Annotated in this window: 15 protein-coding genes; 6 read left to right on the forward strand and 9 right to left on the reverse strand. The window is 74.3% G+C overall.

The window, feature by feature from the left end:
* Positions 1-41: 41 nt before the first annotated feature.
* The 4 genes from HL652_RS17635 to HL652_RS21985 all read left to right on the forward strand — a co-directional run bounded on the left by HL652_RS17635 (position 42) and on the right by HL652_RS21985 (position 2,978).
* A complete protein-coding gene (locus HL652_RS17635) occupies positions 42-689 on the forward strand; it encodes a DUF3060 domain-containing protein (protein WP_171706516.1) in 648 nt (215 codons plus the stop codon).
* Complete coding sequence (locus HL652_RS17640; RefSeq protein WP_171706517.1) at positions 686-988, forward strand: DUF4190 domain-containing protein; 303 nt, start codon at positions 686-688, stop codon at positions 986-988. Before HL652_RS17635 ends, HL652_RS17640 begins: the two co-directional genes overlap by 4 nt.
* Before the next feature lie 98 nt (positions 989-1,086).
* A complete protein-coding gene (locus tag HL652_RS17645) occupies positions 1,087-1,782 on the forward strand; it encodes a response regulator transcription factor (RefSeq protein WP_253743910.1) in 696 nt (231 codons plus the stop codon).
* Complete coding sequence (locus tag HL652_RS21985; RefSeq protein WP_171706518.1) at positions 1,779-2,978, forward strand: sensor histidine kinase; 1,200 nt, start codon at positions 1,779-1,781, stop codon at positions 2,976-2,978. The genes HL652_RS17645 and HL652_RS21985 overlap by 4 nt, the downstream gene beginning before the upstream one ends.
* Here the strand turns inward: HL652_RS21985 and HL652_RS17655 are convergent.
* The 6 genes from HL652_RS17655 to HL652_RS17680 all read right to left on the reverse strand — a co-directional run bounded on the left by HL652_RS17655 (position 2,959) and on the right by HL652_RS17680 (position 7,427).
* Positions 2,959-4,788: a S8 family serine peptidase gene (locus HL652_RS17655; protein ID WP_171706519.1), complete on the reverse strand. Its 1,830-nt coding sequence runs from the start codon at positions 4,786-4,788 to the stop codon at positions 2,959-2,961. The genes HL652_RS21985 and HL652_RS17655 overlap by 20 nt on opposite strands.
* 231 nt (positions 4,789-5,019) lie before the next feature.
* Entirely contained in the window at positions 5,020-5,385 is a 366-nt protein-coding gene (locus HL652_RS17660; RefSeq protein ID WP_171706520.1) for a hypothetical protein, read from the reverse strand.
* The gene (locus HL652_RS17665) at positions 5,369-5,680 is read right to left on the reverse strand and encodes a hypothetical protein (RefSeq protein ID WP_171706521.1); all 312 of its coding nucleotides are present in this window, start codon (positions 5,678-5,680) and stop codon (positions 5,369-5,371) included. The genes HL652_RS17660 and HL652_RS17665 overlap by 17 nt, the downstream gene beginning before the upstream one ends.
* A complete protein-coding gene (locus tag HL652_RS17670; RefSeq protein ID WP_171706522.1) occupies positions 5,677-6,003 on the reverse strand; it encodes a DUF7882 family protein in 327 nt (108 codons plus the stop codon). The genes HL652_RS17665 and HL652_RS17670 overlap by 4 nt, the downstream gene beginning before the upstream one ends.
* Entirely contained in the window at positions 6,003-6,350 is a 348-nt protein-coding gene (locus tag HL652_RS17675; RefSeq protein ID WP_171706523.1) for a hypothetical protein, read from the reverse strand. The genes HL652_RS17670 and HL652_RS17675 overlap by 1 nt, the downstream gene beginning before the upstream one ends.
* An 87-nt stretch (positions 6,351-6,437) precedes the next feature.
* Positions 6,438-7,427: a GNAT family N-acetyltransferase gene (locus HL652_RS17680; RefSeq protein ID WP_171706524.1), complete on the reverse strand. Its 990-nt coding sequence runs from the start codon at positions 7,425-7,427 to the stop codon at positions 6,438-6,440.
* Between the two features lie 107 nt (positions 7,428-7,534).
* Here HL652_RS17680 and HL652_RS17685 point away from each other — a divergent pair, with 107 nt between their 5' ends.
* Both HL652_RS17685 and HL652_RS17690 read left to right on the forward strand, forming a co-directional pair.
* Entirely contained in the window at positions 7,535-7,744 is a 210-nt protein-coding gene (locus tag HL652_RS17685; protein ID WP_171706525.1) for a hypothetical protein, read from the forward strand.
* A gap of 62 nt (positions 7,745-7,806) precedes the next feature.
* Complete coding sequence (locus HL652_RS17690) at positions 7,807-8,529, forward strand: metal-dependent transcriptional regulator (protein WP_171706526.1); 723 nt, start codon at positions 7,807-7,809, stop codon at positions 8,527-8,529.
* 61 nt (positions 8,530-8,590) lie between these two features.
* Here the strand turns inward: HL652_RS17690 and HL652_RS17695 are convergent, their stop codons facing one another.
* From HL652_RS17695 to nadB, 3 genes are read right to left on the reverse strand one after another with little or no spacing between them, the layout of a single operon-like run.
* The gene (locus tag HL652_RS17695) at positions 8,591-9,796 is read right to left on the reverse strand and encodes a cysteine desulfurase family protein (RefSeq protein WP_171706527.1); all 1,206 of its coding nucleotides are present in this window, start codon (positions 9,794-9,796) and stop codon (positions 8,591-8,593) included.
* Positions 9,793-10,650, reverse strand: coding sequence for a carboxylating nicotinate-nucleotide diphosphorylase (nadC, locus tag HL652_RS17700; protein WP_171706528.1), 858 nt, complete (start codon positions 10,648-10,650; stop codon positions 9,793-9,795). Before nadC ends, HL652_RS17695 begins: the two co-directional genes overlap by 4 nt.
* Entirely contained in the window at positions 10,650-12,656 is a 2,007-nt protein-coding gene (gene nadB, locus HL652_RS17705; protein WP_253743426.1) for an L-aspartate oxidase, read from the reverse strand. The genes nadC and nadB overlap by 1 nt, the downstream gene beginning before the upstream one ends.
* Positions 12,657-12,702: the final 46 nt, after the last annotated feature.

A 12,702-nucleotide genomic window follows, 5' to 3' on the forward strand; every position in this document is an offset into this window, starting at 1 on the left:
GCGACTCGTCAGGAGCGACGGACTACGAAAGGATCGGGGGGATGACGATGATGCACAGCTTCGAACGGCCGTCAGCGCATCGGCGCGCGGGTCGCGCGCCGGGGGGCGCTCGTGCTGTCGCGGCGCGGGCCATCGGTGCCGCTGCGGTCGGGCTGCTCGTGGTGGGGCTGGCCAGCGGATGCACGCTCACGATCCGCGAGGCCGGCACCTCGGGCGAGCCCCCGGCCGGCGCCGGGTCGGCCCCGGACTCGCCATCGACCACCCCGATGTCGGCCCCGACTCCGACCGCGGCGACCCCGACGCCCACGGTGGGATCGGAGACCGACGGAGGCACAGCATCCGGTGCCATGCCCGCCCCCACGCCTGACACAAGCACCGACCGCGACCGGTGGATCGCCGAGGCCACCACCACGCAAGGCTGCGACGCTGAGCTCACGCTCTCGACCGCGGGCGCCGTCGTGCGGGTGGAGGGGCCGTGCGAGACCCTCACCGTGAGCGCCGACGCCGCGGTCGTGGTGGCCGACCAGGTCGGCACCCTCGTGGTGACCGGAGCGGGCACCGCCGTGTCGGTGCTCGAGGTCGGCGCCGTGCGCGTGTCGGGGTCGGCGAACTCCATCGCCTGGCAGACCGGAACCCCGACCGTCGCCGACACCGGCACCGCCAATCGACTCGGGAAGGCCTCCTCATGACCCAGCCCACCTACCCCGTGCAGCGCGGCTACGCGCCGCCGCCCGTGCGCCGCACCAACGGTCTCGCGATCGCCTCGTTCGTGCTGGGACTGCTCGGGTTCGGGCTGCTCCCCGTGATCTTCGGGCATGTGGCGCTCGGGCAGATCCGGAGGGACGGAGACGGCGGGGCGGGGTTCGCCATCGCCGGTCTCGTGCTCGGGTACCTCGTGCTCGCGTCGGCGATCGTCGCCGTGGTGATCGTGCTGCTCGCCGTGGGCGGGGGGCTCACGATCGCGGGACTGTCGGGGGGATTCTCGTGAGCGGGGCGGGGGGCCCGACGGTGGGGGCGGGGGCCTCTGCCGGGACGGGGGCCTCGTCGGGGGCGGGGGCCTCGGCGGGGGAGAGCGCTCGGCCCGAGCTGCTGCTCGTCGACGACGACACCGCCATCACGGATGCGCTCAGCGCCTTCCTGACGCGCAGCGGCTACAGCGTGCGCACGGCCGCCGACGGAGCCGAGGCGCTCGACGCCGTGGTGGAGGCGGTGCCCGACCTCATGGTGTGCGACGTGATGATGCCGCACGTCGACGGGCGCGAGTTCGTGCGGCGGGTGCGGGCGCAGGGGTTGTGGACGCCGATCATCCTGCTCACCCAGGTGGGCGAGTCGTACGAGCGCAGTGCCGCGCTCGACGAGGGGGCCGACGACTATCTGAACAAGCCGTTCGATCCGCACGAGTTGCTGTCGCGCATCCGGGCCGTGCTGCGGCGGGCGAAGCCCGGGGTGCCGCCGCTGGCAACCTCGGCGCGGCTGCGGTCGGGGGCGCTGCTGCTCGACCGGGCGGCGCGGCGGGTGTGGCTCGACGGGGTGGAGGTGGCGCTGACGCCCAAGGCGGTGACGTTGCTCGACTACCTGATGGCCCATCCGGGCGAGGTGCACTCGCGCGAACGGCTGCTCGCGGCGCTGTGGGGCTTCGACTTCGCCACGTCGAGCCGCGCCGTCGACCACCGCGTCGCCGAGCTGCGGCGGGTGCTCGGTGACGACCCCGCGCATCCGGCGTTCATCGAGACCGTGCAGAGCACGGGCTACCGCTTCGCCGACGGCGTGGTGGCCGCATGAGCGGCGGCGCGGGCGCGGCGGGCAGCGGCGCGGGCGGGGCGGGCGGTGCGGGCGCGACGGGCGGTGGCTCGGTCGCGGCGGGCGCTGCGGGCGGCGCGAACGCGGGCGCGGGCGCGGGCGCGGGCGCGGCGGACGGTGGCGCTGCAGGCGGGGGCCAGGCGGGCGCGGCCGGCGGCGGCGCTGCGGGCGGAGGTGGGTTCGGGCGGCCAGGCGGTGGCGCGCGTAGCGGCGCTCGCGGGAGCGGGAGCGGGGGCGGCCGCGCCGCGGGCGGGGGGCGGCGCGGAGCGCTCGTGGGGGCTGGGGTGGTGGCGGCGGTGCCGTTGGTGGTGGGGCTCGTGGGGGCGGGGGTGCTGACGCTCGGGGGCGATCGGCGGGAGGTCGTGCTGACCTCGGGGCTCGCGGCGGCCGTCGCCGCGAGCGGTGCGGTGCTGTCGGCGATCGGCGCGCTGGTCGTGCTGCTGCTCGCCCGGCGGAGAGCGCGTCGGCGCCGCGCAGCCACGGCGCTCTCGGCCGAGTTCGAGCGCGGCAGGGCGCTCGAGCGGGCGCACCACCGCCGCTTCCTGGCACGACTCGACCACGAGCTGAAGAACCCGATCACGGCGATCCGCGCCACCGTCGTCGCCCACGACCTCGCCGCCTCGCCGCAGCTCGCCGTGATCGACGACCAGGCACAGCGGCTCGCCACCCTGGTGGGCGACCTGCGCAAGCTCTCCGAGCTCGAGACCAGGCCCCTCGACCTCGAACGCCTCGACCTCGAGCAGCTCGCCACCGAAGCGGTCGCCGCGCTCGTGCAGCAGCGTCCCGACACGGCCGGCCGCGTCACCGTCAGCGTCACCCGCGTGCCCTGGGCGGTGCCCGCCGTCGCCGGCGACCCCGACCTGCTGTCACTCGCCATCGACAACGTGCTGAGCAACGCCGCGAAGTTCGCGACGACCGGCCCCATCGAGCTGCGCCTGCGCGAACAGGACGGGTGGGCCGTGCTGGAGGTGGCGGATGCGGGCCGCGGCATCCCCGAAGCCGACCTCCCCGTCGTGTTCGACGAGCTCGCCCGCGCCGGGAACGCCCGCGACGTTCCCGGGTCGGGCCTCGGTCTCACCCTGGTCGCCACGGTGCTGCGGCGTCACGGCGGCGAGGTGACGGTGCGCTCGCTCCCCGGCTCGGGCACCGTCGTCACCCTCAGACTGCCCGGCGCGTAACCTCCCGGCGCGTAACCTCCCGGCGCGCGGCCGCCCGACCCGTAGCCGCCCGGCGCGCGGCCGACCCGGCTCCCGACCGCTGCTGCCACCCGAGCATCCCGACGGCGATCCCGCCGACCACCACCGCCGCCGCGGCGACCCCGAGAGGCCACGACGGGTCGGATGCGCCCGTCGCGGCGAGCGCCGGGGCACCCTCCGCGGGGTCGCTCGAGGGCTGCGGCGCCGCAGTCGGCACCGGCGCCGCGGTCGGCGTCGGCGCAGGCGTCGGTTCCGGGGTGGGGGTAGGCGTCGGTGCGAGCGCCGACAGCGCAGCGGCGACGTCGACGAGCCCCGCCCCCGCCGACCGCTCCGCCGCGACCGACGCATCCCACGGCTGCACGAATCCCTCGGGGTCGGCCTGCTCCGTCAGCACCTCGCGCAGCTGCACCGGCGAGAGCCCGGGCGTCTGCTCCAGCAGGAGCGCGGCCGAGGCGGCGATCGTCGGCGAGGCCGCGGAGGTGCCCCTGAACGACCCGGAGCCGCCGAGCACGCTCGTCGAGGTCGGCAGGTTGTCGACGCCCACCGCAGACGGGCCGGGCACGACCACCGGCTCGGGCACCCCGAAGTACAGCGGCGCCGGCCCCAGCGTGGAGTAGGTCTCGAGCGTGGAGTCGGCGGCGTTCATGGCGGCGACGGAGAACACCGAGGGCACAGCGCGATGGCCGAAGAGCGTCGAGCCGACGGTGTCATCGTCGGTGCTGCGGAAGTACTCCTGGTCGACGAGCACCTCGAACGACGGCGCCTGCTCCCAGATGAGCGACACCGGCGGTGTTCCGGCGCCCGGCGTGACATGCCGCACCACGCTGACCGTGTTCTCGATCGGTTCGGCCGAACTGAGGTTGCCGATCTCCGCGGGCGCCGACGCCACCTGCGGATCCGCGCTCGTCGCCTTCCTGATGTTCCCGTCGATGTCGACAACGTAGTCGAGCGAGGTGACGACCTTCCCGTCGTCCTCCGCCCAGTCGAGCGATCCCGTCATGAGCGCCCTCGCCGGGAGCGTGAGCGACAGGGTCGCGTCCTCTCCCTCCCCGGGGTCGAAGTCGAGGCAGTCGACGGTCTCGCCGGGGTAGAGCGCGGCGACATCGTCGGGGCAGGCCGTGCCGCGGTACTGCACCGTCGACCACGCGCCGATCGGGAAGCCCTCGCTCGGGTACCCCTCCGCGCCCTGCGCACCATAGTTGCCGGCCGCGGTGACGTAGAACACGCCCGCATCGACGGCGGCCTGCACCGCGCGCCCGGCCTCGTCGACGTGGAACGGGCGGTCACCGGCCGCGGAGACGTCGTCGACGATGATCGACGCGCCGTGCGCGATGAGCTCGTCGATGCCGCTCTCGAAGCCGGCGAGACTGTTCGACCCCGCGAACAGGATCTCCGCCCCCGGCGCGACCTGATGCACGATCTGCGCCATCGCCCGGCCCTCGTCGTCCTCTCCGGCGGCACCCTCCGTCAGCACGGTGACGGGCGTCTCGTATCCGCAGGGGTTGCCGGGACCCGGCAGCCAGCCCGCGCTGACGTCGGCCTCGACCTCGTCGGCCCCGCGCGCGCCGAAGGAGTTCGAGATGATGCCCACCTTCACGCCGCTGCCATCGACACCGAACCGCGAGGCGGCGGTGTCGGCCGACAGCAGCCGCCGTGCCGTGTCGCCGGCCGGGCCGCACGTCTCCGGGGCGGCGGCGACCGCGCCTCCCGCGCCCGTCGACACCAGCATCACCGCGACGAGCGCGACACCCGCCATACCCACCACACCCGCACCCGCACGCCTGAAAGCCATCGGCACTCCCCCTCTTCACCGGCGCACTCATCATGACGGTCCGGCCGACCGGCGTCCAGCCCGCATCAGGGATCAGGGGCGAGACGGATGCGCGGTCAGCGGCCCACAGGCTCACAGGCCCACCGGATCAGAGGCTCAGAGGCTTAGAGGCTTAGAGGCCCACCGGATCAGAGGCTCCGCGGCCCACAGGCTCAGCGGCCCACAGGCTCAGAGGCGCAGCGGCCCATAGGCTCAGAGGCGGTAGTAGTCACCCACCATCGCGAGGATGCAGCACACCGGCGAGGCGACGAAGAGCACCAGGCCGACCCGCAGCAGCCAGGTGATGCGGGTGCAGGCCCGGCGAGCATCCGCACCACCCGGGAGGGCCGCCGCGGCGAAGACGGCGACCATGACGATGCCGAGCACGAAGCCGGCCCAGAACAGGCGCTCCCAGGAGTCGACGAGCACGCCGGCGAACCAGCCCGACACGATCGTGGCCCCGCAGATCACCGCGGTGGTGAGGGCGGCTGCCGCGAAGAGGGTGGCGGCGTGGCGCTCGAGCTCGGCCCGCCGACGCTCGGCGGAGGCGGGAGCGGGGTCGCTACTCGTCGACCCCATCCTCCACCACCCCGCCGTCACCCGAGCCGGGTTCGAAGCCGCCCGAACCGGAACCGAAGTCGTCGTCCGACCCACCCTCCGCATCCGTGTCGGTGTTGATCGCCACCAGCGAGATCGGGATGCCCGGCGCGATGAGGATCTCGGCCGACCGCGCCCGCCCCTCCCCGTGGTCGACCCTCAGCCAGGTCGACCGACCCTCGTCGTGCGCGGCGGCGATGCTGGTCTTCAGCTCGTCGTACTCCTCCCCGCCGAGCGAGTAAAGGGTGCCGTCATAGATGATGTCGATGCGCTTCACGGTTCGAGACCCCGGTCTCCGCTCACCTCGGGCGGCTCGGGCACGAGATGGAGGCCGGCGTTGGAGTTGGCCGCGAGCATGAGCTGGTCGACCCAGGCCCGGTTGAGGGCGGGCGGTCCGCCGCCGTAGTACTTGAACACGAGCGGAGCGTTCGGGTACAACCAGATGGAGGTGCGCCCGTCGCCGGTCTTGGGGTCGTCTTTCCAGGAGAAGTAGAGCGACTCGCCGCGACGCAGTTTCGCGCCGATCACGAGCTGCAGGTGCGCCAGGATGCGGTCGTCGAAATCGACGACGAGGCTGGAGTCGTAGGTGAGCTTGCCCATCAGATGGCGTCCGTCCCGACGGTCGAGTCCCGGTCCTCGCCGAGGTCGTCGACATCGTCGATGACGGGTCTCGCGGGGCCGGCTCCTGCCGCGCGCCGCGTCAGGTCGTCGACGAGCGCCTGGTTCTCGAGTTCTTCGCGGTCGTCGTCGACGGATTCCGAGATGAGCTGGCTCGCCGGGCCGATCAGCATCGTGGCCCGCGCGACACTCCCGTCGTCGCGCACCACCGGTATCTCGACGGTGTCGGAGGCTTCGATCAGCGCGAGGGCCCGCGCGTACTCGAGCAGGGCATGGGCGATCGCCGATCCGGTGACCACGGAGTCGCCCGCGTAGTGAATGCGTTCCATGCCTTCCACCCTCGAAAGGGCAGACGGATGCGGCAACGGGCTTGCCAACCACGGTGCCAGGGTGCAAGTGGAGCGGTGTTCCCGCGCTCAGCGGCTGTTGAAGGGCAGGTGCACGTGGGTGAACGGCCAGCGCTCCTCGAGCCATCGGCGCACCCGTCGCGGCATCTCGGCGTGGAGCCAGGCAGGGGCCGCGGGGGTCAGCCACCACGAGACCTCGGCTTGCAGCCCGTCGCGGCCGGCGGGCGGCAGCGGGTCGAGGTAGAGGCAGCCGAAGAGCTCGTCCTCACCCGGCGGCAGCACGGCGTAGTTGAACGACTCGTGCCGCACCATCTCGTCGGCGTGGCGCTGCAGGTCGGCGGCGTCGTCGTCTGCGGTCATGGTGGCGGGCGGCCAGCCCCACGCCTGCCCGTACTGCGCCCAGAGCATCTCGCGATTGCCCATCACGGCGGGCATGTCGATGTGCACGTCGCTCGCGGCGATGGGGCGCAGCCGCACCGGCGCGAGTGGGCCGGCGGCCTCGCCCCCTGCCCGCCACTCGACGGCGAGCGGATGCTCGAACCCGGCCGGCAGCCATGACCCGGGCCCCGGCAGCACCTCGGGCGCGACGGCCCCGCGCATCACGACGTTCGTGAGCTCGACCCCGGCGCGCTCCACCCGCTGCTCCCGCTCCACCGCGAAGCCGTGACGCTCGAACAGCGGCCGCGCGGTGAGGCTCGCGTGAACCGTCCACTCGTCGAGGCCGCGGTCGAGCACGATGCGCCGCACCCGGGAGAGCAGCGCGGACGCCACCCCGCGGCCCCCCGCCGAGGGGTCGACGAACATCATGTCGACGTACCCGCCCGCGTCGACGTCGGTGAAGCCGACCACCTCGCCGGCGAGCTCGGCCACCCAGGTGTCGGCGAGCATCCGTCGTTCTGGCCAGGTGTCGGCGCCGCTGCCCGAGGTCCACGCGGCGAGCTGTTCGGGGTCGTAGTCGCGTGCGGCGGTGCCGTGCACGGCCCGGCGGAAGACCTCGCGCGTCGCCTCGGCGTCGCTCGGCTCGTAGCGGCGGATGAACGTGGTCGAGCGGGCGGGCATCGCGACTCCTTCTTATGACTCCTTCTTCGATCGAGTGCAGGCTACCGGCACCTGAGCGGCCGGTGTGCATCGGGCTCCGGCAACTCGACAGCTGTGCAGGATGGGGTATGGACACTCTCTGGATCATCCTGCTCGCGGTCGCTGCGATCATCGTGGTGCTCGCCGTGGCCATCGCCCTCGTGCGGCGCCGGAGTGGCGATCGCGGGCCGTTGCGCGACGAACGCGACACCCCGGTCGACACGCAGTACGACCGCACGACCACCGCCGCGCGGTTCGCCGACCGCACGGGGTGGGGGGCCGGCGGCGGGAGCGTGTGAGCCGCGCCGCCTTCGTCTGACCCGCCGCTCCGACCGGGGGCGCGGCCTTAGGCTTGTGCATCATGACTCCCCCGGCAGCGCCCCGACCCGCGGGGCAGGACACCGCCGCCGAGAACTACCTCAAGACCATCTACGCGCACACGGAATGGCAGCCCGACCCCATCACGCCGTCGGCGCTGGCCGGGCGTCTCGGGGTGGCCCCTTCCTCGGTCACCGAGATGGTGAAGAAGCTCGCCGCGGCGGGCCTCATCACGCACGTGCCGTACGGGCCGCTCACCCTCACCCCCGAAGGCCGGATGCGCGCCATGGGCGTGGTGCGCCGCCACCGCCTCACCGAGACCTGGCTCGTGCGCGAGATGGGGTACGAGTGGCACGAGGTGCACGACGAGGCCGAGGTGCTGGAGCACGCCCTCAGCGAGCGGCTGCTCGACGCCATCGACGAGCGGTTGGGGCGGCCGGCGCAAGACCCGCACGGGGATCCGATTCCGTCGGCGGCGGGAACCGTCGCCTCCTACTCGGCGGTGCTGCTGTCGCAGGCGGCCGTGGGGCACCGCGGCGTAGTGCTGCGCATCAGCGACCGCGACCCGTCACTGCTCAAGACCCTCGCCGCCCGCGGCATCACCCCCGGCGTCGCCGTGCGGGTGGAGCCGGGCGGCGCGCTGAGCGTCGAGGGCGGCGGAGGCGCGGGTGGTGGCGCGGGCGCAGGCGCCTTGGGCTCGGGTGCGAGCTCGGGCGACGGGCAGCCCGTCAGCGTCGACGCCGACGCCATCTGGCTCACCGCCTGAGCACCCCACCACACCTCGCGCGTCGGGGAGTCTCGCGGGCGCAAGGCGCGCAGAGGTGGGTTCAGCGCAGATGGGCGAGCTCGGCGAGGGAGGCCTCGAGGGCGGCGGCGGCTGAGGTGAGCTCGGTCGCGCTGGTGGTGGGGCTGAAGGTGAAGCGCACCGCGGTCTGAGCGACCTCCGGGGGGAGGCCGAGGGCGACGAGGGTGGGCGACGGGTCGTCCTCGCCGGCCGCGCAGGCCGAGCCGCTCGAGACGATCACGCCGCGCTCCTCGAGCTGCAGCAGCACGGCCTCGCCGCTCGTGCCCGGGAAGCAGAACGACGCGACCGAGGGCAGCCGAGCATCCGTGTCGCTGCCCGGCAACCGATCGCCGAGGGCGGGGCCCGTGAGCAGAGCGCCCGGCACCCGGTGCAGCACCTCGGCGATGAACGCGTCGCGGAGCGCCGCCACCCGCGCCGCCGCCTCAACCCGCGCCGCTTCCGCGAGCCGGAACGCGGTGGCGAAACCGACGGCGAACGCGACGTTCTCGGTGCCCGAGCGGCGGCCGCGCTCCTGTCCGCCGCCGTGCACGAGCGGCTCGAGGCGCAGGCGCTGCCGCGCGGCGAGCACCCCCACGCCCTTCGGCGCGCCCAGCTTGTGGCCGGCGAGAGTGAGCGCGTCGACCCCGAGCACGTCGAGGCGGGTGTCGAGCCAGCCGCCCGCCTGCACGGCGTCGGTGTGGAACGGCACCCCCGCGGCGCGCGCCCGCGCGGCCAGCTCGGCGACGGGCTGCACCGTGCCGATCTCGTTGTTCGCGAGCATCACCGAGGCGAGCGCGGTGTCGGGGCGGAGCGCTGCGGAGAAGTCGTCGGGGTCGACCAGACCCGTGGGGCCGACGGGCACCACGGCCACCTCGAATCCGTGCAGGCGCGCGAGGTGGTCGGCGGCTTCGACGACCGCCGGATGCTCGACCGCCGAGATCACGAGATGACGCGCCTCCTCGGCGCCAGTGGCCGCCCTCGTGGCTGTGTCGAGCATCCGGCCGAGGGTGATGCCCTTCACGGCGAGGTTGTCGGCCTCGGTGCCGCCCGAGGTGAAGACGATCTCGGCCGGGCGGCAGCCGAGCAGCTCCGCCACCGTGCGGCGCGCCTCGGCGAGCGCCCGCGCGGCCGACTGTCCGACCGCGTGATGGCTCGACGGGTTGCCGAAGTCGCCCACGAGATACGGCCACATCGCCTCGAGCACCTCGCGTCGCACGGGCGAGGTGGCCGCCGCGTCGAGGTAGATCACGGGCGCAGCACGGCGTCGAGGCCCAGGTCGAGGGCGCGCACGCTGTGGGTGAGGGCACCGACCGAGATGAGGTCGACGCCGGTGGCGGCGATGCCGGCGACCGTGGTGAGGTCGACGCCACCGCTCGCGTCGACCAGGGCGCGGCCCGCGACGATCGCGACGCCCTCGCGCAGTTCCTCGAGCGAGAAGTTGTCGAGCAGGATGGTGTCGACCCCGGCCGAGACGACCGGCTCGATCTGGTCGACGCGATCGACCTCCACCTCGAGATGGGTGGTGTGCGACAGGCGGGCCCGCACCGAGCGGATCGCCGCCGTGAGATCGCCGCCGTGCTGCGCCGCCAACACGGCGAGGTGGTTGTCTTTGGCGAGCACCGCATCCGAGAGGGAGAAGCGGTGGTTGAACCCGCCGCCCGCGCGCACGGCCGCGCGCTCGAGGGCGCGGAGGCCGGGCGTGGTCTTGCGGGTGTCGACGATGCGCGCGCCGGTACCCGCGACCGCGTCGACGTAGCGGGCGGTGAGGGTGGCGATGCCGCTCATGCGCTGCGCGAGGTTGAGGGCGACGCGCTCGGCGCGCAGCACGCCGCGGGCGGGACCCTCGATGGTGGCGAGAGTGTCGCCGGTGTCGAAGCGGGCGCCGTCGTCACGGGTGAGGGCGACACGGATGCTCGGGTCGACCGCCCGCATCGCCGCCACGATCACGGGGCCACCACTCAGCACGCCAGGCTCCCGGGCGCTCAACACGGCGTCGATGCGGGCGTCGGCGGGGATGAGCAGCTCGGAGGTGATGTCACCCCACGGCGCGTCCTCGGCGAGCGCCCTCGCGACGACGTCGTCGATGATCTGCGGCGTGAGCATCAGGCGGTGACCCTCTCTCGGTGCCCCGCGCCCTCCGGCGCGGGTGTGGGGGTAGGTGTGGACGGGGCGGCGGCTATCGCCCCCACGGGCACGCTGGCGGGAGCGGGTGCGGGCGTGGGGGTGGGGGTGGGGCCGCTGGGCGACGGGCCCACGGTGGGCACGGCCGGGGTGGTCGCGGGGGTGGGGGTGGGCGCGCTGGGTGACAGGGCCGCGGCGGACACCGCGGGCGCCGCGGGCGCGGCGGGCACCGCGGGCGCGGCGGGCACCGCGGGCGCGGCGGGCACCGCGGGCGCGGCGGGCACCGCGGGCGCGGCGGGCGCGGCGGGGGCCGCGGGGCGGAGGGCGGCGGCGATCGAGGTGGGGAGGAGGCGGGGCTCGGGGTGGGCGCGGGACTGCACGAGGTGGTGCGCGAAGGCGGGGTCGGGCGCGGGGTGGTCGGTGCGGAAGTGGCCGCCGCGCGACTCCTCGCGGGCGAGTGCCGACTCGACCACGAGACGGCCGAGCTGCAGGAGGTTCGCGGTCTCGAGGCGGGCGACCGCCTCGGGGGAGGCGTCGTCGTGCGCGACCTGCACCGCCCATCCGTTCAGCTGGGTGCGCGCCGCGCGCAGACCCGCCTCGGAGCGGGCGACACCCGCGCTGGCCCAGAGCAGCTCCTGCACCTCGGCCCGGGAGGGCTCCCGAGCCGGAGAAGAGACGTTCTCCCCGACAAAGTCCGTGAAGACTGCAGTCATCCCGGACTTTGTGGGGGAGAAAACCCCCGACCCGAGCTCGTCGGCCAGCGCCACCGCCGCGCGGTGCGCGAACACGAGCGACTCGAGCAGCGAGTTCGACGCGAGGCGGTTCGCGCCGTGCACACCGGTGCACGACACCTCGCCCACCGCCCACAGCCCGGGCACCGAGGTGCGCCCGTCGAGGTCGGTGGCGACGCCGCCCATCCAGTAGTGCGCCGCCGGCGCGACCGGCACCGGTTCGTGCGCCCAGTCGAGCGCGCGGCGGCGCATCTGCTCCGAGATCGTCGGGAAGCGCCGGGCCAGCTCCTCCGCCCCGATCGACGTGGCGTCGAGCAGCACCGGCGCCCCGGTGCGCGCCATCTCGGCGGCGATGGCCCGGGCGACGACGTCGCGCGGCGCGAGGTCGGCGAGCGGATGCACGCCCTCCATGAACCGCTCCCCCGCCGCATTCCGCAGCACGGCCCCGTCGCCGCGCACCGCCTCCGAGATGAGGAACGATCCGGGTGCCGCGAGCGCCGTCGGGTGGAACTGCACGAACTCCGCGTCGGCGATGAGCGCCCCGGCCCGCCACGCCGCGGCCGCACCGTCACCGGTCGCGACCACGGGGTTCGTGGTGTGCGGGTAGAGCTGACCCAGGCCGCCCGTGGCGAGCACCACGGCATCCGCCGTCAGCACCTCCCGCACCCCTCCGCGGATGACCTCCACCCCCACCACGGCCGCCGAGCTACTTTCTTGCGGAGAAAGTCCGTCGGAAAGCACGTTCGAACGGACTTTGTCCGCAAGAACCGGTGCCGACACCACAAGGTCGGCGAGGAACGTCGACGATAGCACCGCGATGCCCACACGGCGCACGGCGCGCACGAGCGCACTCTCCATCGACAGACCCGTGGCGTCGCCGCCGGCGTGCAGGATGCGGTGGGCCGAGTGCGCCCCCTCGAGACCCGCCTCGAACGGTGCACCGGGCACGGCACCCTCGGTGTCGAACCCGACCCCCCAGGCGATGAGGTCACGGATGCGCGCCGGCCCGTCGGCGCACAACGCCGCCACGGCCTCGGCGTCGGAGAGCCCCGCCCCGGCGGCCATCGTGTCGGCGATGTGCGACTCCACGGTGTCGCCCGGCATCACGGCGGCGGCGATGCCGCCCTGCGCGTACCGCGAGTTGCTCTCGTCGATCGTCGACTTCGTCACCACGGCGAGCTCGATCGGCAGCCGCGCCTCGCGGCACCGCGCCTTGAGCGTGAGGGCGGTCACGAGCCCGGCCACCCCGCTGCCCACGACGATCACTCTGTGGGGCCGGTGACGCGCATCCTCGTTCTTACGG

This window comes from Herbiconiux sp. SALV-R1 (assembly GCF_013113715.1).
GTDB lineage: Bacteria > Actinomycetota > Actinomycetes > Actinomycetales > Microbacteriaceae > Herbiconiux.

Bases quoted from the DNA above. Each gene is read 5' to 3' on its own strand.
- HL652_RS17655 (WP_171706519.1), bottom strand. From the start codon at position 4,788: ATGGCTTTCAGGCGTGCGGGTGCGGGTGTGGTGGGTATGGCGGGTGTC.
- HL652_RS21985 (WP_171706518.1), top strand. From the start codon at position 1,779: ATGAGCGGCGGCGCGGGCGCGGCGGGCAGCGGCGCGGGCGGGGCGGGC.
- HL652_RS17690 (WP_171706526.1), top strand. From the start codon at position 7,807: ATGACTCCCCCGGCAGCGCCCCGACCCGCGGGGCAGGACACCGCCGCC.
- HL652_RS17675 (WP_171706523.1), bottom strand. From the start codon at position 6,350: ATGGAACGCATTCACTACGCGGGCGACTCCGTGGTCACCGGATCGGCG.
- HL652_RS17670 (WP_171706522.1), bottom strand. From the start codon at position 6,003: ATGGGCAAGCTCACCTACGACTCCAGCCTCGTCGTCGATTTCGACGAC.
- HL652_RS17680 (WP_171706524.1), bottom strand. From the start codon at position 7,427: ATGCCCGCCCGCTCGACCACGTTCATCCGCCGCTACGAGCCGAGCGAC.
- HL652_RS17685 (WP_171706525.1), top strand. From the start codon at position 7,535: ATGGACACTCTCTGGATCATCCTGCTCGCGGTCGCTGCGATCATCGTG.
- HL652_RS17660 (WP_171706520.1), bottom strand. From the start codon at position 5,385: ATGGGGTCGACGAGTAGCGACCCCGCTCCCGCCTCCGCCGAGCGTCGG.
- HL652_RS17635 (WP_171706516.1), top strand. From the start codon at position 42: ATGACGATGATGCACAGCTTCGAACGGCCGTCAGCGCATCGGCGCGCG.
- nadC (WP_171706528.1), bottom strand. From the start codon at position 10,650: ATGCTCACGCCGCAGATCATCGACGACGTCGTCGCGAGGGCGCTCGCC.
- HL652_RS17640 (WP_171706517.1), top strand. From the start codon at position 686: ATGACCCAGCCCACCTACCCCGTGCAGCGCGGCTACGCGCCGCCGCCC.